Raw genomic sequence first — 24553 nt, 5'->3', positions numbered from 1 at the left:
CAGGCATCAAGGATCAAGACAATGGACTTCAATTTCAGCGATGACCAGCAACAGCTTCGCGACGCCGTCGCCAAGTGGGTCGAAAAGGGCTACGGGTTCGAGCGCCGCCGCGGCATCGAAGCCGCCGGCGGCTTCTCGCGCGAAGCCTGGGACGAGCTGGCCGAACTGGGCCTGGGCGGCCTCTACATTCCCGAAGACGAGGGCGGCCTCGGCATGGGAGCGGTCGAAGGCATGGTCGTGATGGAGGAACTGGGCCGCGGCATCGTGCTGGAGCCGCTGGCCCAGTCCTTCATCGCCGGCGCCGTGCTCGCCGGCCATGCCGACGAGGACACCAAGGACAGCTGGCTGCCGCGCATCGCGGGCGGGCAGGCTCTGGTCGTTCTGGCGCATCAGGAGCGCAAGGCGCGCTATAGGCTCGACGTCTGCGAGGCCAAGGCAGTCAGGGACGGCAACGGCTATCGCCTCACCGGCAGCAAGAGCTTGGTGCCGGCCGGCGACGAGGCCGATGCCTTCATCGTGCCCGCGCAACTGGACGGCAAGATCGCCCTCTTCCTCGTCCCGCGCTCCGAAGACGGCGTGGCCGCACGCGGCTATGGCACGCAGGACGGCAGCCGCGCCGCCGAAGTCGTGTTCGACCAGGCCGCCGCCGTTCTGATCACGAAGGACGGCCTGCCCGCACTCGAGCACGCGGTCGACATCGGCATCGCCGCGGCCTGCGCCGAAGCCGTGGGCGTGATGGACAAGACGCTCGCGCTCACGGTCGAGTACATGAACACGCGCAAGCAGTTCGGCGTGGCGATCGCGAGCTTCCAGGCCCTGCGCCACCGCGTGGCCGACATGAAGATGCAGCTCGAACTCGCGCGCTCCATGAGCTACTACGCCACCCTGAAACTCAACGCACCGGCCGCCGAGCGCCGCCAGGCCGCCGCGCGCGCCAAGTACCAGCTGGGCGTGTCGATGCGCTTCATCGGCCAGCAGTCGGTGCAACTGCACGGCGGCATCGGCGTGACCGACGAGTACATCGGGAGCCACTACTTCCGCAAGCTGACGCAGCTCGAGATGAGCTTCGGCGATACGCTGCACCACCTGGGCGAGGTATCGTCGCGCATGCAGGACAGCGCCGGCGTCTTCGCGTGACACACGACGCTGCTATCTTTTCCCGATAGCACGCGCCCGCCAGCCCTGCGCTCGCGGGCGCATTCTTTTGTCTTGGAGCCTGCCCATGCACACTCGCCGTCACCTGATTGCTCTTTGCCTCGCCTCGACCATGCTCGCCGCCTGCAACACCGCGCCTCTTTCCAGCGCGCGGCCGCCGATCGTCTTCATGCACGGCAACGGCGACTCCGCCGCACTGTGGCAGACGACGCTGTGGCGCTTCGAATCGAACGGCTGGCCGCGCGAACGGCTCTTCACCGTCGACCAGCCCTTTCCACTGGCGCGCGACGACGATGCGGTGGCGCAGCCGGGGCGCAGTTCGACCGCCGAGTCGATGGCCTTCCTGAAAGCGGAGGTCGAGCGCGTGCTCAAGACCACGGGCGCCCGCAAGGTCATCCTGATCGGCAACTCGCGCGGCGGCAACACGATCCGCAACTACGTGCAGAACGGCGGCGGCGACCAGGTCGTGAGCCACGTGGTACTGGGCGGCAACCCGGCGCACGGCATCTGGGCCGTCAAGGGGCTGCGCGAGGGCAATGAGTTTTCCGGCCTGAGCCCCTTCATGCAGCGGCTCAACGCACCGAAGAACGGGGCCGGCGACGAAGTCACGCCCGGCGTGAAGTGGCTGACCGTGCGCTCCGACAACAACGACAAGTACGCGCAGCCCGACGGCGTGTGGATCGGCGCCAAAGGCACGCCCACCAACATCGGATTCGACGGGCCGGCGCTGAAAGGAGCGACAAACGTCGCGCTGCCGCGCGTCGACCATCGCGAGACCTCGTTCTCGCCGGCCGCCTTCGATGCGGGCTGGCGCTTCCTGACCGGCGAGGCCCCGCGCACGCTGCAGCCGGTGGCCGAATCGGCGATCACCCTGTCGGGCAAGGTCACGGGCCTGGGGCTCGATCCGCTCAATCCGGCGAGCGGCGCGTTCGTCAACAACCTGCCGCTCGCGGGCGCCCGGCTCGCGGTCTTCGCAGTCGATGCCGCGACCGGCGCCCGCCGCGGCGCAGCCGCGTGGGAACAGACCATCGCGCAGGACGGCCGCTGGGGCCCCTTCAATGCGCAACCGGCCACGGCCTACGAGTTCGTGCTGAGCGCGCCGGGCTATGCCACCACGCATATCTACCGCAGCCCCTTCCCGCGTTCGAGCGCCGTAGTGCAGCTGCGGCCCGAGCGCATCGCCGAAGCCGACCGCGACGCCAAGGCACTGGTCGTCTTCACGCGGCCGCGCGGCTATTTCGACGCTCAGCGGGACACCATGCGCTTCGACGGCCAGGCCGCCCTGCCGGGCGTGTCGCCGCAGGGCGCGGGCGTATCGAGCTCGAAGCTCAAGCTTTCAAGTGACGCGCCGCGCAGCGTCGTGGCCGAGTTCAATGGCGAACGCGTGGCTGGCCAGAGCTGGCCTGCGGCCCAGGGCAACGTCAGCGTGCTGGAGCTGACCTATTGAGGAGCAAGCAATGGACGCAACAGGCGACTTCGTCCTGCGCTCGCGCGATGCGCGCGGCGTGATCACGCTGACCCTGAACCGGCGGCAGTCCTTCAATGCGCTGTCCGAGGAAATGCTCGCGGCGCTCGCCAGTGCATTCGAAGCGGTCGCCGCGGATGACTCGGCCCGCTGCGTGGTGCTGGCGGGTGCCGGCAAGGCTTTTTGTGCCGGCCACGACTTGAAGCAGATGCGCGCGAAACCCTCGCTCGGCTACTACGAAGACCTGTTCGGCCTATGCGGCGAAATGATGCTGGCCATCCAGCGCCTGCCGCTGCCCGTGATCGCGCGCGTGCACGGCATCGCGACCGCGGCCGGATGCCAGCTGGTCGCCGTTTGCGACCTCGCGGTGGCGTCGAGCGAGGCGAAGTTCGCCGTGAGCGGCGTCAATGTCGGCCTCTTCTGCTCGACGCCCAGCGTCACGCTGTCGCGCAACCTGGGCCGCAAGGCGGCCTTCGAGATGCTGGTCACCGGCGATTTCATCGATGCCGAAGAAGCCATGGCCAAAGGCCTTGTCAACCGCGTGGCGGCGCCCGAAGCGCTAGATGCCGAACTCGAATCGCTGGTCGCTCGCATCGTCGCCAAGCCGAGAACGGCGCTAGCCCTGGGCAAAGCCTTGTTCTACCGCCAGCTCGAGACCGGAATCGAAGCGGCCCTGGCCGATGCGAGCCTGATCATGGCCTGCAACATGATGGATGACAGCGCACAGGAAGGCGTGCAGGCCTTCATAGAGAAGCGGACACCTGATTGGCGCTGACTAGCCGTGCAGCCGCGAGCTGTGCGGCAGGTGCGCCATCAGGAACTCCATCTGGTCGGCCAGGATGCGGCGATTGCGCAGGATGAAGTCTTCCCACAGGCTGGGCACGTAGGGCGCGTAGAGCAGCGGCATGTTGGCCTGCTCCGGCGTGCGGCTGCTCTTGCGGTGGTTGCAGGGCTTGCAGGCCGTGACCACGTTCATCCAGGTGTCGATGCCGTTCTGCGCGAACGGGATGATGTGCTCGCGCGTGAGCTCTTCCTCGTGGAAGTGGCCGCCGCAGTAGGCGCAGACGTTGCGGTCGCGCGCGAACAGCTTGCTGTTGGTGAGGCCCGGGCGCTGCGTGAAAGGATTGATGCGCGGCACGCCCTTGGTGCCGATGATGCTGTTGACCGCGATCTGCGATTGTTCGCCCGTGACCGCGTTGTGGCCCCCGCGGAACAGCGCGACCTGCGCGCCGACTTCCCAGCGCACCTCGTCCGCCGCATAGTGGATCACCGCCTGTTCCAGCGAAATCCACGATTGGGGCAGCCCTTGGGCCGACAGCTTCAAGACCTTCACCACACGCCTCCTCAGCAAAGAAGAACCACGGAAAGACCAAGCATCGCGCCCGCCGGAGGGCTTGCGCGCGACGCACTGCGTCACAATATACCGGCTTTGTGACAAAAAGCTCCGAATGGGCCCATTCGGCGGGCGCAAAGCGCTATCAAAAAGATATCAACCCATGCAGGTTTTCCGGGGTTTCAGGCATCCGGGCGTGGCTCCGGCCTGCGCCCTGACCATTGGCAATTTCGACGGCGTGCACCGTGGCCACCAGGCCATGCTGGGGCTGCTCAACACCGAGGCGCGCCTGCGGGGGCTGCCCAGCTGCGTGCTGACCTTCGAGCCGCATCCGCGCGACTACTTCGCCGCCGTCGCCAAGCGGCCCGAGCTGGCGCCGGCGCGCATCGGCACGCTGCGCGACAAGCTCAGCGAGCTGGCGGCCAGCGGCGTGGCACAGACCATCGTGCTGCCTTTCGACGCCCGCCTCGCCGCGCAGACCCCCGACGAATTCATCCAGCACGTGCTGATCGAGGGCCTGGGCGTGCGCTACGTGCTGGTGGGCGACGACTTCCGCTTCGGCGCCAAGCGTGCCGGCGACTACGCGATGCTCGATGCAGCCGGCGACCGGCATGGCTTCGATGTGGCGCGGATGATGAGCTACGAAGTGCACGGGCTGCGCGTCTCGAGCTCGGCCGTGCGCGAGGCGCTGGCCGAAGGCCGGATGGGTGATGTGCAGGCCCTGCTCGGCCGGCCCTACGCGATCTCGGGCCACGTGGTGCACGGCCGCAAGCTCGGCCGCGCGCTGGGCGCCTCGGCGCCGGGCCGCGACGACGGCTTCCGCACGCTCAACCTGCGCTTCAAGCACTGGAAGCCGGCCGCCAGCGGCATCTTCGCGGTGCTGGTCCACGGCCTGGGCGAGACGCCGATGCATGGCGTCGCCAACCTCGGCGTGCGCCCCTCGCTCGACGCCAACGACGTCAACGCCGGCCGCGTGCTCTTGGAGACCCATTGCCTCGATTGGCCGGCCGACCTCGGCGCCGAAGGGGCCTACGGTAAAATCGTGCGCGTGGAACTGCTGCACAAACTGCACGACGAATTGCGCTACACCAGCCTCGAGGCCCTCACCGCGGGCATCGCGAAGGATGGCCGCGACGCACGTGCTTTCTTTGCTTCCACCCACGCCGAGACCCATCGCCAGACCACGCGCGACCGAATTTAGCCCTGCACGCACCGTGCTGCCGCCCTTCGACAAGCTCAGGGCGAACGGCTTTTTATTCGCACCGACGCCTAACCGTTCGGGCTGAGCCTGTCGAAGCCCTGTTTCGAACTCCATCATGTCTGACGTTGCACCCTCCACCGACTACCGCGCCACGCTGAACCTGCCCGACACCCCTTTCCCGATGCGCGGCGACCTGCCCAAGCGCGAACCGGGTTGGGTCAAGGAATGGAACGACGAGGGCCGCTACCACCGCCTGCGCGATGCGCGCCACGGCGCGCCCAAGTTCATCCTGCACGACGGCCCGCCGTATGCCAACGGCCAGATCCACATGGGCCACGCCGTCAACAAGATCCTGAAGGACATGATCACCAAGGCGCGCCAGCTCGAGGGCTACGACGCGCTCTACGTGCCCGGCTGGGACTGCCATGGCCTGCCGATCGAGAACGCGATCGAAAAGAAGTACGGCCGCAACCTGAGCCGCGACGAGATGCAGGCCAAGAGCCGCGCCTACGCGACCGAGCAGATCGCGCAGCAGATGGGGGACTTCCAGCGCCTGGGCGTGCTGGGCGAATGGGACCATCCCTACAAGACCATGGATTTCGCCAACGAGGCCGGCGAGCTGCGCGCCTTCAAGCGCGTGATCGAGCGAGGCTTCGTCTACCGCGGGCTCAAGCCGGTCTACTGGTGCTTCGACTGCGGCTCCTCGCTGGCCGAGTTCGAGATCGAGTACGCCGACAAGAAGAGCCAGACGCTCGACGTCGCCTTCAAGGCGCATGAGCCGGCCAAGCTGGCAGCCGCCTTCGGCCTGCCGGCGCTCGCCAAGGACGCCTTCGTCGTCATCTGGACCACCACCGCCTGGACCATCCCGGCCAACCAGGCGCTCAACCTGAACCCCGAGCTCGACTACGCGCTGGTCGACACCGAGCGCGGCCTGCTGGTGCTGGCCGCCTCGCTGGTCGAGATGTGCATGAACCGCTACGCGCTCGACGGCAAGGTGCTGGCCACCGTCAAGGGCGAGAAGCTCGGCGGCCTCGAGTTCGAGCATCCGCTGTACGACGTCGATGCCGGCTATCGCCGCCTGTCGCCGGTCTACCTGGCCGACTACGCGACGGCCGACGACGGCACCGGCATCGTCCACTCCTCGCCGGCCTACGGCGTGGACGACTTCAACTCCTGCATCGCGCACGGCGTCGCCTACGACGACATCCTGAACCCGGTGCAGGGCAACGGCTCCTACGCGCCTGACTTCCCGCTCTTCGGCGGCCAGAACATCTGGAAGGCCGTGCCGCACATCATCCAGACGCTGCGCGACGCGAATCGCCTGCTCACGACCGACACCATCACCCACAGCTACCCGCACTGCTGGCGCCACAAGACGCCAGTGATCTACCGCGCCGCCGCGCAGTGGTTCATCCGCATGGACGAGGGCGAGGGCGTGTTCACCAAGGACAAGGCGCCGAAGACCCTGCGCCAGACCGCGCTGGAAGCGATCGAGGAGACCAGCTTCTATCCGGAGAACGGCAAAGCCCGCCTGCACGACATGATCGCCAACCGGCCCGACTGGTGCATCAGCCGCCAGCGCAGCTGGGGCGTGCCGATCCCCTTCTTCCTGCACAAGGACTCGGGCGAGTTGCATCCGCGCACGATGGAGATCCTCGACCAGGCGGCCGGCATCGTCGAGAAGGGCGGCATCGAGGCCTGGAGCCGCGTGACGGCCGAAGAGATCCTCGGCGCTACCGACGCGCCCCACTACACCAAGAGCACCGACATCCTCGAGGTCTGGTTCGACTCGGGTTCGACCTTCTTCCACGTGCTGCGCGGCACGCACCCGAACGTGCACCACGAGACCGGCCCGGAAGCCGACCTCTACCTCGAAGGCCACGACCAGCATCGTGGCTGGTTCCATTCCTCGCTGCTGATCGCCTGCGCGCTCGAAGGCCGCGCGCCCTACAAGGGACTGCTGACGCACGGCTTCACCATCGACAGCCAGGGCCGCAAGATGAGCAAGTCGCTCGGCAACGGCCTCGAGCCGCAGGAAGTCAACAAGAAGCTGGGCGCCGAGATCACCCGCCTGTGGGTCGCGGCCAGCGACTATTCGGGCGACATCGCGGGCGACGACAAGATCCTCGCGCGCGTGGTCGACGCCTACCGGCGCATCCGCAACACGCTGCGCTTCCTGCTCGCCAACACCAGCGACTTCGACATCGCGAAGGATGCGCTGCCGCTCGACCGGCTGCTCGAGATCGACCGCTATGCCTTGAGCCGCGCCGCACAGTTCCAGGCCGAGGTGCTTGCGCACTACAAGGTCTACGAGTTCCACCCGGTGGTGGCCAAGCTGCAGGTGTACTGCTCGGAAGACTTGGGCGCCTTCTACCTCGACGTGCTGAAGGACCGCCTCTACACCACCGCGCCCGGCTCGCACGCGCGCCGCAGCGCCCAGACGGCGTTGTGGCACATCACGCAGGCGATGCTGCGCTGGATGGCGCCCTTCCTGAGCTTCACCGCCGAGGAGGCGTGGAAGTTCGTCGGCAACGGCGAGTCGATCTTCACCCAGGTCTTCAGCGATCTGGGCACCCCCGACGAGGCGCTGCTCGCCAAGTGGAGCCGCATCCGCGAGATCCGCGACAGCGTCAACAAGGAAATCGAAACCGTGCGCGCGGCCGGCCAGGTCGGTTCCTCGCTGCAGGCCAACGTGAAGCTGGTCGCGCCGGCCGAGGACCACGCGCTGCTGGCCTCGCTCGGCGAGGACCTCAAGTTCGTCTTCATCACCTCCGCCGTCGAGCTCACGGCCGGCGACAGCCTGTCGGCCCAGGTGACGGCGAGTTCGGCCACCAAGTGCGAACGCTGCTGGCACTGGCGCGATGACGTCGGGCACAACCCCGCGCATCCGGCCATCTGCGGCCGCTGCACCAGCAACCTCTACGGTGCCGGTGAAGGCAGGAGCGTCGCCTGATGGCCACCCGCTCCCTCGCCGCGCCGCGCACCGGCATCTGGCCCTGGCTCGGCCTGGCGCTGGTGATCCTGATCCTCGACCAGTTCACCAAGACGCTGATCCTCGGCTACTACAAGCTCGGCGACGCCACCTACATCACGAGCTTCTTCAACATCGTGCGCGCCCACAACACCGGCGCCGCCTTCTCCTTCCTCGCGGATGCGGCAGGCTGGCAGCGCTGGTTCTTCACTGCCGTCGGGGTGGCCGCTGCCATCTTCATCGTCTGGATGCTCAAGTCGCACGCCGGGCAGAAGCTGTTCTCCTTCGCCATGGCCGCGATCCTCGGCGGCGCGATCGGCAACGTGATCGACCGCCTGATGCACGGCTACGTGGTCGACTTCCTCGACTTCCACCTCGCGGGGCGGCATTTCCCGGCCTTCAATGTGGCGGACAGCGCGATCACGATCGGGGCGATCTGCTTGATCCTCGACGAGCTGCGGCGGGTCCGCAAAGCGCGCTGAACCCCGTTTCCTGAGTCGCCAAGGGTTTGCCCTTGGCCACCCCATGTCATGACGGGGTCACACTGCGGCGCTGAAATGTAATCGATTACATAACAGCAGCGCCGCTCATGAGCATCCAGTCCGTTGCCGAGAAAGCCGGGGTCTCCGTGGCCACGGTCTCGCGCGTCTTCAACTTTCCCGACAAGGTGACGCCGGCCACGCGCGAGCATGTCGAACGCATCGCCGGCGAGCTCGGCTATCTGCCCAATTCGAGCGCCCGCACGCTGCGCACCCAGCGCAGCCGCGTGTTCGGCGTGGTGCTGCCCACGCTGCTGAACCCGGTGTTCGCCGAATGCCTGCAGGGCATCGCCCAAGCGGCGGTGGCGGGCGGCTACGCCATCATTCCGGTCACCACCGGCTACCAGCTCGACGAGGAACAGCGCGCGGTCAATCTGCTCCTGGCCGGCAATGTCGACGGCCTGATCCTGGTGGTCTCCAACCCGGCCACTTCGGCGGCGCTCGAGCGGCTGCGCGGCGCCGGCCTTCCCTATGTGCTGGTCTACAACCGGCACCCCGAGCACCCCTGCATCTCGGTGGACAGCGAGAGCGCGGTGGCAGGCGCCGTCGCGCGCCTGGTCGAACTCGGGCACCGCCGCATCGCGATGGTCAGCGGCACGCTGGCCGCATCCGACCGCGCGCAGCAACGCTGGCGCGGCTTCCTTCAGGGCATGGCGGCGGCAGGGCTCGAGCCGCCTGCGCTGGTCGAAGTGCCCTTCATCGAAACCGCGGTCGACGAATTGACGCGCCTCCTTCTCGAAGCCGCGCCGCGGCCGACCGCCCTCGTCTGCTCCAACGACCTGCTGGCCATCCGCAGCATCCGCGCCGCCCACCTCAGCGGGCTGCAGGTGCCACGCGACCTGAGCGTGATCGGCTTCGACGGCATCGCGCTCGGCGAGGACTTGACGCCGGCGCTCAGCACCGTGACCCAGCCGAACGGCGACATCGGCCGCCACAGCGTGGAGCTGCTCGTGCAGGCGCTGGCAGGCGGCACGGTCCCGAACGCCGGCGCGAGCCTGGAGCTGCCTCATGCCTTTCGCTCCGGCGAATCCTGCGCACCGGTCTCCTGACCCCACCCTTCCCTCCTCAATCAAGGAACTCCCATGTCACTGCCCCTCCATCGCATTGCTCGCGCCGCCCTGCTGGCCGTCGGCCTCGCCGCCGGCTCGGCCATGGCGCAGACCGCCATCTGCTACAACTGCCCGACCGAATGGGCCGACTGGGGCACGCAGCTGCGCGCCATCAAGGCCAAGACCGGCGTCACGGTGCCGCCGGACAACAAGAACTCCGGCCAGTCGCTGGCGCAGCTCGTGGCCGAGAAGGCCAGCCCGGTCGCCGACGTGACCTACCTCGGCGTCACCTTCGCGATCCAGGCGCAGACGGACGGTGTGGTCCAGGCCTACAAGCCCGCCGCGTGGAAAGACATTCCCGACGGCCTGAAGGACCCTGAAGGTCACTGGTTCACCATCCATTCGGGCACGCTCGGCTTCATGGTCAACGTCGACGCGCTGCGCGGCAAGCCGGTGCCCAAGTCCTGGGCCGACCTGCTCAAGCCCGAGTACAAGGGCCTGATCGGCTACCTCGATCCGGCCTCGGCCTTCGTCGGCTACGTGGGCGCCGTCGCGGTCAACGAGGCGCGTGGCGGCACGCTCGACAACTTCACGCCGGCCATGGACTACTTCAAGGCGCTGCAGAAGAACGAGCCCATCGTGCCCAAGCAGACCTCCTATGCGCGCGTGCTGTCGGGCGAGATCGCGATCCTGCTCGACTACGACTTCAATGCCTACCGCGCCAAGTACAAGGACAAGGCCAACGTCGCCTTCGTGATCCCGAGCGAAGGCACGGTGGTGGTGCCCTACGTGATGAGCCTGGTCGCCAACGCGCCACATGCCGCCGAAGGCAAGAAGGTGCTGGACTTCGTGCTCTCCGACGAGGGCCAGGCGCTCTGGGCCAAGGCCTACCTGCGGCCGGTGCGTGCCGGCGCGATGCCCAAGGAAGTCGAGGCGCAGTTCCTGCCGGCGGCCGAATACGCGCGCGCCAAGGCCGTCGACTACGGCCGCATGGCACAGGCCCAGCGCGTCTTCTCCGACCGCTATCTGAAGGAAGTGCGCTGAGAACGAACCAGAGTTGGCTGCTGCCGGCCTGCCTGGCGCCGGCGGCCGTGTTCTTCCTCGCCTTCTGGCTGCTGCCGGTGGCGCGCCTGCTCGCGTTGCCGGCGGCCAAGGGCTGGGAGACCTACTTCGCCGTCCTCACCGACAGCCGCTACCTGGCGAGCATGCTCAACACGGTCGCGCTGTCGCTGGCGGTGACCGTCGCGACGCTGGTCCTGGGCAGCGCGGTCGGCATCTACCTGGCGCGCCGCGCCTTTCCGGGCCGGCGCCTGCTGCTTTCGCTGCTGACGCTGCCCCTGTCCTTTCCGGGCGTGATCATCGGCTTCTTCGTGATCCTGCTCGGCGGCCGGCAAGGGCTGGTCGCCGACCTGGGCGCGGCCTTCGGCCTGGAGCGCATCACCTTCGCCTACGGCCTGCTCGGCCTCTTCCTGGCCTATCTCTACTTCTCGCTGCCGCGCGCCATCGCCACCTACGCGGCGGCGGCCGAGGCGATGAACCTGCAGCTGGAGGAAGCCGCGCGCTCGCTCGGCGCCTCGCGGCTGCGCGTGGTGCGCGACGTGTGGCTGCCGGAACTCGCGCCGACCACTCTGGCCTGCGGCGCGATCCTGTTCGCCACCTCGATGGGCGCCTTCGGCACCGCGTTCACGCTGGCCAGCAAGTTCGAAGTGATCCCGATCACGATCTACAACGAGTTCACCAACTACGCCAACTTCGCGCTCGCGGCCTCGCTGTCGATCGCACTGGGCCTTGTGACCTGGGCGGTGCTCTTCGCGGCCCGGCATTTCGGCGCCGACCCCACACGCTAGGCAGGCGATGCGCACCACCACACCCGCTCCGTTCCTGCTGACCGTCACGGTGCTCGTGAGCCTCTTCATGATCGCGCCGATGCTGCTGTCGATCATGGCCGGCCTGGTCAACAACTACAGCGCCGGCCTCAAGAGCGGGCTGACCTTGCGCTGGCTCGGCGAAGTCTGGGAGGTCTACGGCAACACCGTCGGCTGGTCGATCGCGCTGGCCGTGGGCTGCGTGATCGGTACGCTGCTGCTCGGCGTGCCCTGCGCCTATGCGCTGGCGCGCAGCCGGACGCGTGCCGCCCGTGCCTTCGAGGAACTGCTCACGCTGCCGGTGGCGGTGCCCGGCCTCGCCACGGCACTGGCGCTGATCCTGGCCTACGGCCAGCTCACCGCCTTCCGCCAGAGCTTCGCCTTCATCCTGGTCGGCCACATCGTGTTCACGCTGCCCTTCATGGTGCGCACCGTGTCTTCGGCTTTCCAGCGCGAAGAACTGCGCGCATTGGAAGAGGCCGCGCGCTCGCTGGGCGCGAACTTCAGGCAGCGCTTCCTGGGCGTGCTGGTGCCGGCGGTGTTCCCGGCCATCGTGGCCGGCAGCCTGATGGTGTTCACGCTCTCGGTCGGCGAGTTCAATCTCACCTGGATGCTGCACACGCCGCTGACCCGCACCCTGCCGGTGGGCCTGGCCGACAGCTACGCATCGATGCGGCTGGAGATCGGATCGGCCTACACGCTGGTCTTCTTCATCGTCATCCTGCCGGTGCTGTGGGGCCTGCAGTACCTGGCCCATCAAGTGCAAAAACGCTATGGAACTTGAGCGCATTCCCGTCGATATCTCCAACTGCGCGAAGACCTATGCCGACGGCACGCGCGGCCTGCTGCCGACCACGCTGCATGTCGAGCCCGGCGAGGTGCTGGCGCTGCTCGGTCCCTCGGGCTGCGGCAAGACCACGCTGCTGCGCCTGATTGCCGGGCTGGAGTCGCCCGACGAAGGCAGCCGCATCGTCTTCGGCGAGCAGGACGTCACGGCGCGGCCGGTGGAGCAGCGCGGCGTCGGCATGGTGTTCCAGAGCTATGCGCTCTTTCCCCAGATGACGGTGGAAGCCAACATCGGCTATGGCCTGCGCATCCGCGGCGTCGCGCCGGCCGAAGAGCGACGGCTGGTCGGCGAGCTGGTCGATCTCACCCGGCTCGGCGGCCTGGAGAAGAAGCGGCCCGCCGAGCTCTCCGGCGGCCAGCGCCAGCGCGTGGCGCTGGCCCGCGCGGTGGCCGTGCGCCCGCGCGTGCTGCTGCTCGACGAGCCGCTGGCTGCCCTCGACGCCAAGCTCAAGGAATCGCTGCGCGACGAACTGGCCGAACTGCTGCGCAGGCTGCACATCACTGCGATCCACGTCACGCACGACCAGCAGGAAGCGATGGCGATCGCCGACCGGCTGGCCGTGATGAGCGCCGGCCGCATCGTGCAGATCGGCCGCGGCGAGGATCTCTACCGCGCGCCGCAACATCCCTTCGTGGCCGAGTTCCTGGGCCGCGTGAACCGGCTGGAACGCACGCCCGATGCGGTCGCCGAGGGCGTGCTGCATCTGGGCGGCGCGGCCTTCACTTGCCCGCCGGCGTGGAAGGCGCACACGACGCTGCTCATCCGGCCCGAAGACCTGGAGGTCGGCGTGCCCCAGGCCGGCTGGGGCGCGGCCACGGTCGAGCTGCGCACCTTCCTCGGTGACCGCGTACAACTCAAGCTGCGCGCGGAGGGACAGCCGCTGCTCGTCGCCGATGTCGGCCGCGACATCGCTTTCCGCCCGGGCGACAGCGTCGGCGTCCGCATCGACCCTGCCCGCCTCATGACCTCCCAGGAGCTCGCATGACCACCTTTCTCGTTCAACTGAGCGACCTGCACATCCGCGAACCGGGCCGCCTTGCCTACGGGCGGCTCGACACGGCCCCCTATCTGCAGCACGCGGTGCAATCCGTCCTGCATCTGAAGCAGCAGCCCGACGCGGTGGTGATCACCGGCGACCTGAGCGACTTCGGCCGCGCCGCGGAGTACGCCCATCTCGCCGAGCTTCTCGCGCCGCTTCAGATGCCGGTCTACCTGATGCCCGGCAACCACGACGACCGCGACCAGCTGCGCCGCAGCTTTCCCGCGCATGGCTACCTGGGCAGCGAAGGCTTCGTCCAGTACGCGGTGAAGGTAGGCGAGCTGCGCCTGCTCGCACTCGACACCTGCGTGCCGGGGCACAGCCACGGCACGCTGTGCGAACAGCGGCTGGCCTGGCTCGCGACGCAGCTCGAACTCTGCCGCGACGAGCCGGTGGTGATCGCGATGCACCATCCGCCCTTCGAGACCCTGATCGGCCACATGGACGAGATCGGCTTGCAGGAAGGCAGCGAAGCGCTCGAAGCGCTGATCGCGCAACACCCCAACGTCGAACGCATCATCTGCGGCCACCTGCACCGCGCGATCGACGTGCGCTTCGGCGGCAGCATTGCCTCCACGGCGCCGTCTCCGGCACACCAGGTCGCGCTCGATCTGGCGCCCGACGCGCCTTCGGCCTGGATGCTGGAGCCGCCCGGCTTTCGCGTCCATGCCTGGGCCGGCAAGCGCCTGGTGACCCACCTCGTGCCGTGCGGCAGCTTCGAAGGCCCCTACCCCTTTCACGACAACGGCGCGCTGATCGACTGAGGCGGCTGGGATGCGCGGCGTATAGTCCTCCGCTTCCATGAAGCATCTGTTGAATCTGCTGGCAGCCGTCGCGCTGCTGGTGTGGGGTACCCATCTCGTTCGCACCGGCGTGCTGCGCGTCTTCGGCGCCAACCTGCGCAAGATCCTGGTGCACAGCATGCGCAACCGCCTCACGGCGGCGCTCTCGGGCATCGGCGTGACCGCGCTGGTGCAGTCGAGCACCGCCACCTCGCTGATGACTTCCTCCTTCGTCGGGCAGGGCCTGGTCACGCTGCCGGCCGCGCTGGCGGTGATGCGCGGCGCCGACGTCGGTACGGCGCTGATGTCGGTGCTGTTCTCGGCCGATCTCTCGTGGCTGTCGCCGCTCTTCATCTTCGTCGGCGTGGTGCTCTTCATCACGCGCGCCTCGACCGCGGCGGGGCGCATCGGGCGCGTGCTGATCGGCCTCGGCCTCATGCTGCTGGCGCTGCAACTGGTGGTGGAGGCCACCGGGCCGCTGTTCTCCTCGCCGCCGGTGCTGGCCTTGCTGGCCTCGCTCAGCAGCGACGTGCTGCTCGAGATCACCATCGGCGCCGCGCTCGCGATCGCGGCCTATTCCAGCCTGGCGGTGGTGCTGCTGGTCGCGGCGATGGCCAGCTCGAACGTGGTGCCGCTCGATGTCGCGCTCGGCCTGGTGCTCGGCGCCAACCTCGGCAGCGGCCTGCTCGCGGTGCTGACCACCGCGAAGGCGGCCGTCCCGGTGCGGCAGGTCACGGTCGGCAACCTGGTCTTCAAGCTGCTCGGCGTGGCGATCGCGGCGCCCTTCGTCGGCCTGTACCTGCGCGAGGTCAAGCCCTACATCAGCGATGCAACGCAGCTGGTGGTGCTCTTCCACCTGGCCTTCAACGTGGTCGTCAGCATCGGCTTCATCGGGCTCACGGACGGCGTAGCGAAGCTGGTGACGCGCCTCTTGCCCGTGGCGTCGGAGCCCGCGGCCATGCAGCGGCCGCACCACCTCGACCCCTCGGCGCTGTCGACACCATCGCTCGCGATCTCCAATGCCGCGCGCGAAGCGCTGCACCAGGCCGACATCGTCGAGACCATGCTGATCGGCATGCTCAAGGTGATCCGCGACAACGACCTGCGCCTGGCCGCCGAGCTGCGCAAGCTCGACGACACGGTCGACGAGCTGTACTCGGCCATCAAGTACTACATGACCAAGATCTCACGCGAGGCGCTAGGCGAGGAGGAAAGCCGGCGCTGGACCGACATCATCAGCTTCACCATCAACATGGAACAGATCGGCGACATCATCGAGCGCGTGATCATCGACATCGAGGACAAGAAGATCAAGAAGCAGCGCAACTTCTCGGACGCCGGCGTGCGCGAAATCGTGGAGCTGCACGAACGCCTGGTCGCGAACCTGCGGCTCAGCATGAGCGTGTTCCTGAACGGCAGCGTGCGCGACGCCCAGAAGCTGCTCGAGGAGAAGGCGCGCTTCCGCGACCTGGAGCGTGCCTATGCCACCACCCACCTGGGGCGACTCTCGGACCAGACCGCGTCGAGCATCGAGACCAGCTCGCTGCACATCGACCTGATCAGCGACCTGAAGCGCATCAACTCCCACATCTGCTCGATCGCCTACCCGATCCTCGATTCGGCCGGCGCGCTGGCGCCGAGCCGATTGCGCGAATCGCGCCTCACCGCCCTCGAATAAGGTTCAGAGCGTAAGGATCGTGCAGCCGGTGGTCTTGCGCGCTTCCAGATCGCGATGCGCCTGCTGCACGTCGGCCAATGCATAGCGCTGGTCGATCGGAATCTTCACCGCACCGCTGGTCACTGCCGCGAACAGGTCGTCGGCCATCGCCTGCGTGCTCTCGCGCGTCGCGATGTGGGTGAAGAGCGTCGGCCGCGTCAGGTAGAGCGAGCCCTTGGAAGCGAGCAGGCCGAGATTGACCGGCGGCACCGGGCCCGAGCCGTTGCCGAAGATGGCGAGCAGGCCGAAGGGGCGCAGGCAGTTGAGCGAGCCCTCGAAGGTGTCCTTGCCGACCGAGTCGTAGACCGCCTTCACGCCCTTGCCGCCCGTGATCTGCTTGACGCGCTCGGCGAAGTTCTCGGTGCTGTAGTTGATTGCGTGCGCGGCGCCGTTCGCCAGCGCCAGCTTGCACTTGGCATCCGTGCCGGCGGTGCCGATCAGTTGCAGGCCGAGCGCCTTGGCCCACTGGCAGGCGATCAGGCCGACGCCGCCAGCGGCGGCGTGGAACACGATGAAGTCGCCCGGCTGCAACCCTTCGACCGGCAGCGTCTTCTTGAGCAGGTACTGCGCCGTCAGGCCCTTGAGCATCATCGCGGCGCCGGTCTCGAAGGAGATCGCATCCGGCAGCTTGCACACGCACGTAGCCGGCATCACGCGCAGCTCGCTGTAGGCGCCGGGCGGCTGGCTCGCGTAGGCGGCGCGGTCGCCGGGTTTCAGATGCGTGACGCCCTCGCCCACCGCCTCGACCACGCCCGCGGCCTCCATGCCGAGCTGCAGCGGCATCGCAAAGGGATAGAGGCCGCTGCGCTGGTAGGTGTCGATGAAGTTGAGGCCCACGGCATGGTGGCGGATGCGGATCTCTCCGGGGCTGGGCTCGCCGACCTCGACATCGACGATCTTCAGCTCCTCGGGACCGCCGGGGCGGTCGATGCGGACGGCTTTGCTCATGTGTTTCCTGAATCGGTGTGCGAAAGAGACACATATGTTAGACAGCTTGGACGTCGGCCGCTCGTTCACACCAACGTCACATGGCCTCGTGACCATCGGCGTCGATGTCGCCCCGATTCCACCTGCTGATCGCCGCGCAAGCGGTTTCGGCGCTGGCGGACAACGCCGTGCTGATCGTGACGATCGCGCTGCTGGAGGCGCGCGGCCTGCCCGGCTGGTGGTCGCCGCTGCTCAAGTTCGCCTTCACCTTGTCATATGTCTTTCTCGCACCGCTGATCGGGCCCTTGGCCGATGCGATGCCGAAGGCCCGGCTCATGAGCCTGATGAACGCGGTCAAGATGGTCGGCGTCGCAATGCTCTTCGCCGGCCTGCATCCTTTCGCGGCCTTCGCGGTGATCGGCTTCGGCGCGGCCGCGTACGCACCGGCCAAGTACGGCCTCGTCACCGAGATCGTCGGCCCGCGCCAGCTGGTGGCGGCCAACGGATGGATCGAGGTCTCCGTCATCTGCGCCGCGTTGCTGGGAACAATGTGCGGCGGGCTGCTGGTGGCCGACCTTGTTCGTTCGTCGGGCGCCAGCTTGGCGCTGCAGGCCTGGCTGGCGGCCAGCGTGCCGGGGACTTCAGCGACGACGCTGACGCTCTCGATCGTGGCGATCTTCTTCGTCTACGTGCTGTCCGGATTGCTGAACCTGGGCGTGCCGGACAGCGGCGCGCGCTACCCGGCCAGCCGCATCCATGCCGTCGAACTGGTGCGCGACTTCGAGCGCGGCAACCGCATGCTATGGCGCGACCGCGACGGCGGCCTGTCGCTTGCGGTCACCACCATCTTCTGGGGTGCCGGCGCGACGCTGCAGTTCGTGGTGCTGCGCTGGGCCGCGGACGTCATGCAACTGAGCCTCGAGCACGCCGCCTATCTTCAGGCCGCGGTGGCGATCGGCGTGATCGCGGGAGCCGCCCTCGCCGGCAGGTACGTCAGCCTCGACCAGGCCAAGCGCGTGCTGCCGGCCGGCGTGGTGCTCGGCCTCCTGATGCCGGCGGTCGCTTCCGCCTCCTCGCTGGCGGTCGCGGTGCCTCTGCTGGTGCTCGCCGGCGCGGTGGGCGGCGTGCTGGTCGTGCCGCTGAACGCGCTGCTGCAGCACCGCGGCCATGTGCTGCTGAGCGCCGGCCGCTCGATCGCGGTGCAGGGCTTCAACGAGAACCTCAGCATCCTGCTGATGCTGGCCGGCTACGCCGCGCTGCTCGCGATCGATGTTTCCATCGTGCCGCTGATGTGGGGCTTCGGCCTGATGATCGCCGCGGCGATCGCGTTGCTGATGCGGATGGAGGGCAGCAGGCCGCGGCCGGTCGCGGTGCCCGAAGCCTAGATGGCGCCTGCGACGGCGCGGCTCGCCGCATCGAGCTCGCGCGCTGCGCCGGCGCCTGCCAGGGTCGCGGCGAAGACCGACTCGACCTGCGTGACGATCCGCTCCCAGCCGAGCTCGTTCGCCGTTTCACGGGCCTTCTGCGCCATGCGCAGCGCATGCTCGCGTTCGGTGGCGAGCCGCACCGCCTGGCCGATGAATCCGGCTTCGTCGCCGAACCGGGCCAGCAAGCCGTTCTCGCCGCTTCGAATCAGCTGTCCCGCTGCTGCATAGTCGTAGGCCAGCACCGGCAGCCCGCTGGCCATGGCCTCGAGCGTGACGTTGCCGAAGGTCTCGGTCATGCTGGGAAAGAGAAAGGCGTCGGCCGACGCATAGTGCGCAGCCAGTTCCTCGCCGTAACGCGTCCCCGTGAAGATCGCGTCGGGAATCGCCGACACCAGCGCTTGCCGGGCCGGCCCGTCGCCGACGACGACCAGCCGTGCCGTGGGCTGCGCCTGCCGCATCGCGAAGAAGGCGGAGGCCAGCGCGCCGAGGTTCTTCTCCGGCGCCAGGCGGCCGACGTAGAGGACCGCGACGGTGCCCGGACCCACGCCCCAGGCGCGGCGAAGTTCCTCGCTGCGCCGTGCCGGATCGAAGAGCGCCGTGTCAACGCCGCGCGACACCAGCACCAGCCGCTGGAAGCCTTTGGTCGCCAGCTCCACGCGCAGGCGCTCGCTCGGCACCATGGTGAAGGCGGTGCGGTTATGGAACTTGCGCAGGTAGCCCATGATGGGCCGCTGCAGCCAGCCGATGCCGTAGTGACGGCTGTAGGCGTGGAAGTTGGTCCGGAAATCGGAGCACACCGGCAGCTTCAGCACGGCGGCGGCCTGCAGCGCCGACCAGCCCAGCGGCCCTTCGGTGGCGATGTAGACCAGGTCGGGCCGCCGCCGGCTCCACAAGGAGACCAGCGCCTTCTTCGACGGCACGCCCATCTTCATTTCCGGATAGCGCGGAATGGGGAAGCCGCGCATCAGCACCTCGTGGAAGCGATCGGCGCGCGAAGCCATGTCCTCCACGGTCTGGCGCGGCCGCACCAGCTGGATGTCATGGTGATGCGCATGCAGCCCCTCGACGATGCGCTGAAGGGTCAGCGCCACGCCGTTCACTTCCGGCGGATAGGTCTCGGTCACAAGCGCGATGCGCAGCGAGCGTTGCGCTGCCGGCATGTCGTCGACCAAGATGGGTGAGAGCGAAGAGGCCATGCGCGGGATGCTGCACAGCGATTGCAACATCGGCGTGACAGCGGCGTCACCGAAGTTTCACGCGCGCTCGTCACCATTCCGTCACGCGTCGCGCTTCTCCGCCATCGGCGCTTCACAGGAGAAAACTTGAAAGACTTCTTCCGCGCCCTCGAAATCCAGCGTTGGGACGACCATCGCTACTACCACCACAGCCGCATCAACCAGTCGCTGCACCTGGTGAGCGCGGTCAGTTTCGTGATCGCCTATGCGCTGCTCTTCGTCGATCCGGTGGCCGCGGCGCTCATCGGCTGGCTGGTCTCGATGACCAGCCGCCAGGCCGGCCATTTCTTCTTCGAGCCCAAGGGTTACGACCACGTCAACCAGGCGACCCACGAGCACAAGGAAGAGATCAAGGTCGGCTACAACCTTCGGCGCAAGGTGGTGCTGATGGGGCTGTGGGCCGCGGCGCCGGTCGTGCTGTGGTTCGACGATTCGCTCTTCGGCCTGATGGTGCCGGCGAGCGGCTTCGAAGGCTATGTGCGGCAGCTCGGCATGGTGTGGCTGGCGCTCGGCGCCGGCGGCTTGCTGTTCCGGACCTTTCATCTCTTCTGGCTCAAGGATGTTCGCACCGGCCTGGTGTGGATGACGAAGATCCTGACCGACCCCTTCCACGACATCAAGCTCTACCATCGCGCGCCGCTGCATCTGATGCGCGGCGAGCTGATCGAACAGAAGGCGTGAGGCCTAGTGCCTCTGCCAGCGAAGCGCGAGCATCTCGCGCAGGATTTCGCGCTTGATCGACTTGTTGGTCAGGCCCGCGTCGTCCCACCACCAGCCGTCGGCCTGCATCGCGCGCGCGGCCACCACGAAGCGCTCAACGACCGCATCGAAATCGGCGTCCGAGTAGTTGAGGCTGAAGATCAGGCGGCCGGTGCCGACCCAGCTCAGCGCCAGCCCCTCGGCGCGCAGGTAGTACTGCAGCATCCAGTTGTAGCGCGAGGGCCGGGTGTAGAAGACCGTCCAGATCGACGACAGGTTCGCCACCTGCACCGGCACGCCCGCCTCCTGCAGGCGCGCGTTGAGCACCCGGGCGCGCCCGTTCCAGCGCTCGTCGATGCCTTCGTAGAGCGCGCGCACCTCGGGCCGTTCGAGCCGGTCCAGGAAGGCGTGCATCGCGCCCATCACGTAGGGATGCGAGTTGAAGGTGCCGCGGGCGAAACAGATGTCGGCCGGACGGTCTTCGCGGAAGCGCTTCATCAGATCGCCGCGGCCGCAGACCACGCCGACCGGCAGCCCGCCGCCGAGTGTCTTGCCGTAGGTCACCATGTCGGCGCGCACGCCGAAGTATTCCTGCGCGCCGCCGCGCGCGAGCCGGAAGCCGACGAAAACCTCGTCGAAGATCAGCACGATGCCGCGCTCGGTGCACACCTTGCGCAAGGCCTTGAGCCAGTCGGCGTAGGCGGCGCGGTCGAAGCCGGCGCGCCGGCCGCTGTCCACCAGCGACGAATCGCCCGGCGCGCCGGCGTTCGGATGCAGCGCCTGCAGCGGATTGACGAGCACGCAGGCGATGTCGCTGCGCTTGCGCAGCACGCGCAGCGCGCGCTCGTCCATCTCGCGCAGCGTGTAGGTCTCGCGCGGCGGCATCGGGTTGCCAAGACCGGGCTGCACATCGTCCCACCAGCCGTGATAGGCGCCGCAGAAGCGAACCAGGTGGGTGCGGCGGGTGTGATAGCGGGCCAGCCGGACCGCCTGCATCACGGCCTCGGTGCCCGACATGTGGAAGGACACCGCGTCGAGACCGGAGATGTCGCGCAGGCGTTGCACGTTCGACGTCACGCACGGGTGATAGGCGCCGAGCACGGGCCCGAGTTCCTGCGCCAGCGATGCGCCTTCGGCGATGCACGCCTTGTAGAAGTCGTAGCCGAAGACGTTGACGCCGTACGAACCGGTGAGGTCGTAGAAGACGTTGCCGTCCAGGTCCTCGATCGTGACGCCGTGCGAGGCCTTGAGGAAGGCGCCGACCTGCAGATGCTCGCGCAGATAGGGGCTGTACTGGAAGGGCACGCGGTAGGCGCCGGTGAACTGCAGGTCGGGCAGCCCGGGCCGCGCCTCGGCCGTCGCCGCGAGCGAGCGTGCATAGCGCGTGCGGTAGAGCTCGGCCAGCGCCCCCAGGCCGGCACGCCGCCGTTCGATCACTTCCGCGGGCGCGCCGTCCGAGACGAAGAAGCGATCGGCATCGTAGGCATAGCCCGGCAGCAGCGCGGCGACACGCTTGGCCATGCGCGAATGGCCGGTGAGCGAGGGATGCTTGGCGCGGGAGAGTTCGAGCCGGCGCAGGCCGAGCGGCAGCATGGCCGCGCCCGCGGCCAGCGCCACGGCGGACAGAAGAAATGTTTCGTTCATGGATTCGAGGTCGGACAGGACCTCCCTGTCTACAACAGCTTCTTGACGGCCCGATGAAACTCCGAAAGCTTCGCGATGCGCTGCTGCAGCAGGAAGACCTGAACTTCCTGCTCACCAACCGCGTGCCGCGCATCCTGCTGACGCGCTTCATGGGCTGGTTCAGCAAGCTGCGCCACCCGTGGGTGCGCGACGCCTCAATCGCCGTCTGGCGGCTGTTCGCCGATCTCGACCTGAGCGACGCGAAGAAAACCCGCTTCGATAGCCTGCACGACTGCTTCATCCGCGAGCTCAAGCCGGGGTCCCGTGCCGTCGATCCCAACCCCTCGGTGCTGGCGAGCCCCTGCGACGCCATCGTCGGCGCCTGCGGTGCGGTGAACGGCACCGAGGTGTTCCAGGCCAAGGGCTTTCCGTATTCGGCGGCCGAGCTGTTCGGCGACGCGCAGGCCGTCGAGCCGTTTCGCGACGGCTGCTATGCGACGCTGCGACTGACCTCGAGCATGTACCACCGCTTCCACGCGCCGCACGACAGCCGGGTCGAGCGCGTCACCTACATGTCGGGCGACACCTGGAACGTGAATCCGATCGCGCTCAAGCGCGTGGAGCGTTTGTTCTGCCGCAACGAACGCGCGCTGATCGAGGCGCGCCTGCACGCGGGCGGCCACCCTGTCGCGCTGGTGCCGGTGGCGGCGATCCTGGTGGCCAGCCTGCGCCTGCACTGCCTCGACGTGCTGCTGAACCTGCGCTTCCGCGGGCCGAAGCGCACCGACTGCGCGGCCGACTATCGCAAGGGTGAGGAGATGGGCTGGTTCGAGCACGGCTCGACCATCATCGTCTTCGCCCCCAAGGGCTTCACGCTGGCCGAGGGCATCGAGACCGGAACGCCGATCCGGATGGGGCACGCGCTGATGAAGTTGCCGTCGACGCCGTAGCCCCCCCGGATCGGCGAGCCGGTACAGTCGCGGCATGCAGCGTCTTACCCCGGGCACCGCCCTTCTTCTCACGGTGCCGCCGCTGCTGTGGGCCGGCAATGCGGTCGTCGGCCGCCTGGTGCGCGAAATGGTGTCGCCGATGACGCTGAACTTCGTCCGCTGGCTGCTGGCGTTCGCGCTGCTGCTGCCCATCGCGGCCGCGGTGATGCGTCGCGACAGCCCTCTGTGGTTGCACTGGAAACGCTTCGCTATGCTGGGCCTGCTTGGCATCGGCTGCTACAACGCATTCCAGTACCTGGCGCTTCAGACCTCGACTCCGATCAACGTCACGCTGGTCGGCTCCAGCATGCCGCTGTGGATGCTCGCGACCGGCACATTGTTCTTCGGCGCCAGGGTGAAGCGAAGCGACATCGCAGGCGCTGTGCTCTCGATGCTCGGCGTGCTGCTGGTCCTGAGCCGGGGCCGGTGGAGCGAACTGCTGGCGCTGCGGCTGGTGCCCGGCGATCTCTACATGATGCTGGCAACCATCTCGTGGGCCTTCTACAGCTGGATGCTGGCGCGCACCCACGAACCGGCGGCCGTGCGCCAGAACTGGTCGGCGTTCCTCATGGCGCAGCTGGTTTTCGGCGCCGCCTGGTCGGGCGCCTTTGCGGCCGGCGAGTGGGCGCTCGGCGACGGATACATCGGCGGGGGTTGGCTCTTGGCCGCCGCGCTGGCCTTCATCGTCATCGGGCCGGCCATCCTCGCCTATCGCTGCTGGGGTGCGGGCGTGCAGCGTGCCGGGCCGCAGGTGGCCGGGTTCTTCACCAACCTCACGCCGCTGTTCGCCGCGCTGATGTCAGCGGCATTCCTGAAGGACATGCCGCACTGGTACCACGGGGTCGCGTTCGTGCTGATCGTGGGCGGGATCTGGGTTTCTTCGCGACGATGAATCAATAAGTCCCCGGATAGGCCCCGCCGTCGGCCAGCACGTTCTGCCCCGTCACGTAGCCTGCCTGCACGCTGCAGAGGAAGGCGCAGATGGCGCCGAACTCCTCCGGCGTGCCGAAGCGCCGGGCCGGGATGTTCTTCTTGCGGCTCTCCATAACCGCTTCGACATCCTGGCCGGATTTCTTCGCCGCGCCGGCCATGGTGCCCTTGAGCCGGTCGGTGTCGAAGGAACCGGGCAGCAGGTTGTTGATGGTCACGCCCTTCGCCGCTACGGGCGTGCGCGCGACGCCGGCGACGAAGCCGGTGAGGCCGCTGCGCGCGCCGTTGGAAAGGCCCAGGATGTCGATCGGCGCCTTCACCGAGCTCGAGGTGATGTTTACGATGCGGCCGAAACCGCGCGCGGCCATGCCGTCGACAGTGCCCTTGATCAGCTCGATCGGGGTCAGCATGTTGGCGTCGATCGCCTTGATCCAGGCCTCGCGGTCCCAGTCGCGGAAATCGCCGGGCGGCGGGCCGCCGGCGTTGGTGACCACGATGTCGTAGTCCTTGTGCAGCGCGAACACGGCAGCGCGGCCTTCCGGGGTGGTGATGTCGGCCGCGACGTGCTTGACGAAAGGCTTGGACCCGCCCGCCAGCGCCGACAGCTTCTTCGCCGCAGCCTCCAGCGCCTCGGCGCCGCGCGCGACGATCACCACGTTTACGCCCTCGCGCACCAGCGCTTCCGCGCAGCCGTAGCCAAGGCCCTTGCTCGCGCCGCAAACCAGCGCGGTCCTGCCTGCAATTCCAAAGTCCATGTTGG

22 protein-coding genes are annotated in these 24553 nt (G+C 68.0%); 17 read left to right on the top strand and 5 right to left on the bottom strand.

What is annotated here, in order from left to right; translation table 11 throughout:
* Positions 1 to 21 precede the first annotated feature (21 nt).
* From AC3A6B_RS20510 to AC3A6B_RS20500, 3 genes are all read left to right on the top strand, one after another.
* Positions 22 to 1137 (top strand): acyl-CoA dehydrogenase family protein, encoded by a 1116-nt coding sequence (locus AC3A6B_RS20510; protein WP_487838501.1) that lies wholly within the window; start codon positions 22 to 24, stop codon positions 1135 to 1137.
* Between the two features lie 85 nt (positions 1138 to 1222).
* Positions 1223 to 2602 (top strand): alpha/beta fold hydrolase, encoded by a 1380-nt coding sequence (locus AC3A6B_RS20505; protein ID WP_487838500.1) that lies wholly within the window; start codon positions 1223 to 1225, stop codon positions 2600 to 2602.
* Positions 2603 to 2612: 10 nt separating this feature from the next.
* The gene (locus AC3A6B_RS20500) at positions 2613 to 3395 is read left to right on the top strand and encodes an enoyl-CoA hydratase (RefSeq protein WP_487838499.1); all 783 of its coding nucleotides are present in this window, start codon (positions 2613 to 2615) and stop codon (positions 3393 to 3395) included.
* On the opposite strand, the gene AC3A6B_RS20495 is transcribed toward AC3A6B_RS20500, so the two are convergent.
* A complete protein-coding gene (locus tag AC3A6B_RS20495; protein WP_214697456.1) occupies positions 3396 to 3953 on the bottom strand; it encodes an HNH endonuclease in 558 nt (185 codons plus the stop codon).
* Positions 3954 to 4116: 163 nt separating this feature from the next.
* Here AC3A6B_RS20495 and AC3A6B_RS20490 point away from each other — a divergent pair, with 163 nt between their 5' ends.
* The 10 genes from AC3A6B_RS20490 to AC3A6B_RS20445 all read left to right on the top strand — a co-directional run bounded on the left by AC3A6B_RS20490 (position 4117) and on the right by AC3A6B_RS20445 (position 15924).
* The gene (locus AC3A6B_RS20490) at positions 4117 to 5154 is read left to right on the top strand and encodes a bifunctional riboflavin kinase/FAD synthetase (RefSeq protein ID WP_487838498.1); all 1038 of its coding nucleotides are present in this window, start codon (positions 4117 to 4119) and stop codon (positions 5152 to 5154) included.
* A 115-nt stretch (positions 5155 to 5269) separates the two neighbouring features.
* Positions 5270 to 8107 (top strand): isoleucine--tRNA ligase, encoded by a 2838-nt coding sequence (ileS, locus tag AC3A6B_RS20485; protein ID WP_487838497.1) that lies wholly within the window; start codon positions 5270 to 5272, stop codon positions 8105 to 8107.
* Positions 8107 to 8607 (top strand): signal peptidase II, encoded by a 501-nt coding sequence (gene lspA, locus AC3A6B_RS20480; RefSeq protein ID WP_487838496.1) that lies wholly within the window; start codon positions 8107 to 8109, stop codon positions 8605 to 8607. The genes ileS and lspA overlap by 1 nt, the downstream gene beginning before the upstream one ends.
* A gap of 107 nt (positions 8608 to 8714) precedes the next feature.
* Positions 8715 to 9713 carry a LacI family DNA-binding transcriptional regulator gene (locus AC3A6B_RS20475; RefSeq protein WP_487838495.1) on the top strand — a complete coding sequence of 333 codons (999 nt, stop codon included), beginning with the start codon at positions 8715 to 8717 and terminating at the stop codon, positions 9711 to 9713.
* 33 nt (positions 9714 to 9746) lie between these two features.
* Positions 9747 to 10757 (top strand): ABC transporter substrate-binding protein, encoded by a 1011-nt coding sequence (locus tag AC3A6B_RS20470; RefSeq protein WP_487838494.1) that lies wholly within the window; start codon positions 9747 to 9749, stop codon positions 10755 to 10757.
* Complete coding sequence (locus AC3A6B_RS20465) at positions 10754 to 11560, top strand: ABC transporter permease (RefSeq protein ID WP_487838534.1); 807 nt, start codon at positions 10754 to 10756, stop codon at positions 11558 to 11560. The genes AC3A6B_RS20470 and AC3A6B_RS20465 overlap by 4 nt, the downstream gene beginning before the upstream one ends.
* Before the next feature lie 7 nt (positions 11561 to 11567).
* Positions 11568 to 12362 (top strand): ABC transporter permease, encoded by a 795-nt coding sequence (locus tag AC3A6B_RS20460; protein ID WP_487838493.1) that lies wholly within the window; start codon positions 11568 to 11570, stop codon positions 12360 to 12362.
* Positions 12352 to 13410: an ABC transporter ATP-binding protein gene (locus AC3A6B_RS20455; protein WP_487838492.1), complete on the top strand. Its 1059-nt coding sequence runs from the start codon at positions 12352 to 12354 to the stop codon at positions 13408 to 13410. Before AC3A6B_RS20460 ends, AC3A6B_RS20455 begins: the two co-directional genes overlap by 11 nt.
* Positions 13407 to 14228 carry a phosphodiesterase gene (locus AC3A6B_RS20450; RefSeq protein ID WP_487838491.1) on the top strand — a complete coding sequence of 274 codons (822 nt, stop codon included), beginning with the start codon at positions 13407 to 13409 and terminating at the stop codon, positions 14226 to 14228. The genes AC3A6B_RS20455 and AC3A6B_RS20450 overlap by 4 nt, the downstream gene beginning before the upstream one ends.
* A 37-nt stretch (positions 14229 to 14265) precedes the next feature.
* Positions 14266 to 15924, top strand: a complete 1659-nt coding sequence (locus AC3A6B_RS20445; RefSeq protein WP_487838490.1) for a Na/Pi cotransporter family protein — start codon at positions 14266 to 14268, stop codon at positions 15922 to 15924.
* Between the two features lie 3 nt (positions 15925 to 15927).
* Here AC3A6B_RS20445 and AC3A6B_RS20440 read toward each other — a convergent pair whose 3' ends face one another.
* On the bottom strand, positions 15928 to 16911 hold the full coding sequence (locus AC3A6B_RS20440) for a quinone oxidoreductase family protein (RefSeq protein ID WP_487838489.1): 984 nt from the start codon (positions 16909 to 16911) through the stop codon (positions 15928 to 15930).
* Between the two features lie 104 nt (positions 16912 to 17015).
* Here AC3A6B_RS20440 and lplT point away from each other — a divergent pair, with 104 nt between their 5' ends.
* On the top strand, positions 17016 to 18275 hold the full coding sequence (gene lplT, locus AC3A6B_RS20435) for a lysophospholipid transporter LplT (RefSeq protein ID WP_487838488.1): 1260 nt from the start codon (positions 17016 to 17018) through the stop codon (positions 18273 to 18275).
* Here the strand turns inward: lplT and AC3A6B_RS20430 are convergent.
* Positions 18272 to 19513: a glycosyltransferase family 4 protein gene (locus AC3A6B_RS20430; protein WP_487838487.1), complete on the bottom strand. Its 1242-nt coding sequence runs from the start codon at positions 19511 to 19513 to the stop codon at positions 18272 to 18274. The two genes, lplT and AC3A6B_RS20430, sit on opposite strands and share 4 nt — an antisense overlap.
* Positions 19514 to 19639: 126 nt before the next feature.
* Between AC3A6B_RS20430 and AC3A6B_RS20425 the strand changes: the two genes are divergently transcribed.
* Positions 19640 to 20233: a hypothetical protein gene (locus tag AC3A6B_RS20425; RefSeq protein WP_487838486.1), complete on the top strand. Its 594-nt coding sequence runs from the start codon at positions 19640 to 19642 to the stop codon at positions 20231 to 20233.
* A 3-nt stretch (positions 20234 to 20236) separates the two neighbouring features.
* On the opposite strand, the gene AC3A6B_RS20420 is transcribed toward AC3A6B_RS20425, so the two are convergent.
* Positions 20237 to 21895 carry an aminotransferase class III-fold pyridoxal phosphate-dependent enzyme gene (locus AC3A6B_RS20420; protein WP_487838485.1) on the bottom strand — a complete coding sequence of 553 codons (1659 nt, stop codon included), beginning with the start codon at positions 21893 to 21895 and terminating at the stop codon, positions 20237 to 20239.
* Positions 21896 to 21948: 53 nt separating this feature from the next.
* Here AC3A6B_RS20420 and asd point away from each other — a divergent pair, with 53 nt between their 5' ends.
* Complete coding sequence (gene asd / locus AC3A6B_RS20415; RefSeq protein ID WP_487838484.1) at positions 21949 to 22824, top strand: archaetidylserine decarboxylase; 876 nt, start codon at positions 21949 to 21951, stop codon at positions 22822 to 22824.
* A gap of 34 nt (positions 22825 to 22858) precedes the next feature.
* The gene (locus tag AC3A6B_RS20410) at positions 22859 to 23755 is read left to right on the top strand and encodes a DMT family transporter (protein WP_487838483.1); all 897 of its coding nucleotides are present in this window, start codon (positions 22859 to 22861) and stop codon (positions 23753 to 23755) included.
* Position 23756: 1 nt separating this feature from the next.
* Here the strand turns inward: AC3A6B_RS20410 and AC3A6B_RS20405 are convergent, their stop codons facing one another.
* Entirely contained in the window at positions 23757 to 24548 is a 792-nt protein-coding gene (locus tag AC3A6B_RS20405) for an SDR family oxidoreductase (RefSeq protein WP_487838482.1), read from the bottom strand.
* Between the last annotated feature and the right edge of the window lie 5 nt (positions 24549 to 24553).

Source organism: Variovorax sp. Soil_C_33 (genome assembly GCF_057656935.1).
The sequence above is the reverse complement of the archived record's forward strand: the minus strand, read 5'-3'. Positions and strand labels throughout refer to the sequence as shown.

Excerpts from the sequence above, each read along its gene's own strand:
- ileS (WP_487838497.1), top strand. The coding sequence starts at position 5,270 with ATGTCTGACGTTGCACCCTCCACCGACTACCGCGCCACGCTGAACCTG.
- AC3A6B_RS20420 (WP_487838485.1), bottom strand. The coding sequence starts at position 21,895 with ATGAACGAAACATTTCTTCTGTCCGCCGTGGCGCTGGCCGCGGGCGCG.
- asd (WP_487838484.1), top strand. The coding sequence starts at position 21,949 with ATGAAACTCCGAAAGCTTCGCGATGCGCTGCTGCAGCAGGAAGACCTG.
- lplT (WP_487838488.1), top strand. The coding sequence starts at position 17,016 with ATGTCGCCCCGATTCCACCTGCTGATCGCCGCGCAAGCGGTTTCGGCG.
- AC3A6B_RS20440 (WP_487838489.1), bottom strand. The coding sequence starts at position 16,911 with ATGAGCAAAGCCGTCCGCATCGACCGCCCCGGCGGTCCCGAGGAGCTG.
- lspA (WP_487838496.1), top strand. The coding sequence starts at position 8,107 with ATGGCCACCCGCTCCCTCGCCGCGCCGCGCACCGGCATCTGGCCCTGG.
- AC3A6B_RS20445 (WP_487838490.1), top strand. The coding sequence starts at position 14,266 with ATGAAGCATCTGTTGAATCTGCTGGCAGCCGTCGCGCTGCTGGTGTGG.
- AC3A6B_RS20455 (WP_487838492.1), top strand. The coding sequence starts at position 12,352 with ATGGAACTTGAGCGCATTCCCGTCGATATCTCCAACTGCGCGAAGACC.
- AC3A6B_RS20500 (WP_487838499.1), top strand. The coding sequence starts at position 2,613 with ATGGACGCAACAGGCGACTTCGTCCTGCGCTCGCGCGATGCGCGCGGC.
- AC3A6B_RS20450 (WP_487838491.1), top strand. The coding sequence starts at position 13,407 with ATGACCACCTTTCTCGTTCAACTGAGCGACCTGCACATCCGCGAACCG.
- AC3A6B_RS20490 (WP_487838498.1), top strand. The coding sequence starts at position 4,117 with ATGCAGGTTTTCCGGGGTTTCAGGCATCCGGGCGTGGCTCCGGCCTGC.
- AC3A6B_RS20475 (WP_487838495.1), top strand. The coding sequence starts at position 8,715 with ATGAGCATCCAGTCCGTTGCCGAGAAAGCCGGGGTCTCCGTGGCCACG.
- AC3A6B_RS20470 (WP_487838494.1), top strand. The coding sequence starts at position 9,747 with ATGTCACTGCCCCTCCATCGCATTGCTCGCGCCGCCCTGCTGGCCGTC.
- AC3A6B_RS20430 (WP_487838487.1), bottom strand. The coding sequence starts at position 19,513 with ATGGCCTCTTCGCTCTCACCCATCTTGGTCGACGACATGCCGGCAGCG.
- AC3A6B_RS20460 (WP_487838493.1), top strand. The coding sequence starts at position 11,568 with ATGCGCACCACCACACCCGCTCCGTTCCTGCTGACCGTCACGGTGCTC.
- AC3A6B_RS20405 (WP_487838482.1), bottom strand. The coding sequence starts at position 24,548 with ATGGACTTTGGAATTGCAGGCAGGACCGCGCTGGTTTGCGGCGCGAGC.
- AC3A6B_RS20410 (WP_487838483.1), top strand. The coding sequence starts at position 22,859 with ATGCAGCGTCTTACCCCGGGCACCGCCCTTCTTCTCACGGTGCCGCCG.
- AC3A6B_RS20505 (WP_487838500.1), top strand. The coding sequence starts at position 1,223 with ATGCACACTCGCCGTCACCTGATTGCTCTTTGCCTCGCCTCGACCATG.
- AC3A6B_RS20510 (WP_487838501.1), top strand. The coding sequence starts at position 22 with ATGGACTTCAATTTCAGCGATGACCAGCAACAGCTTCGCGACGCCGTC.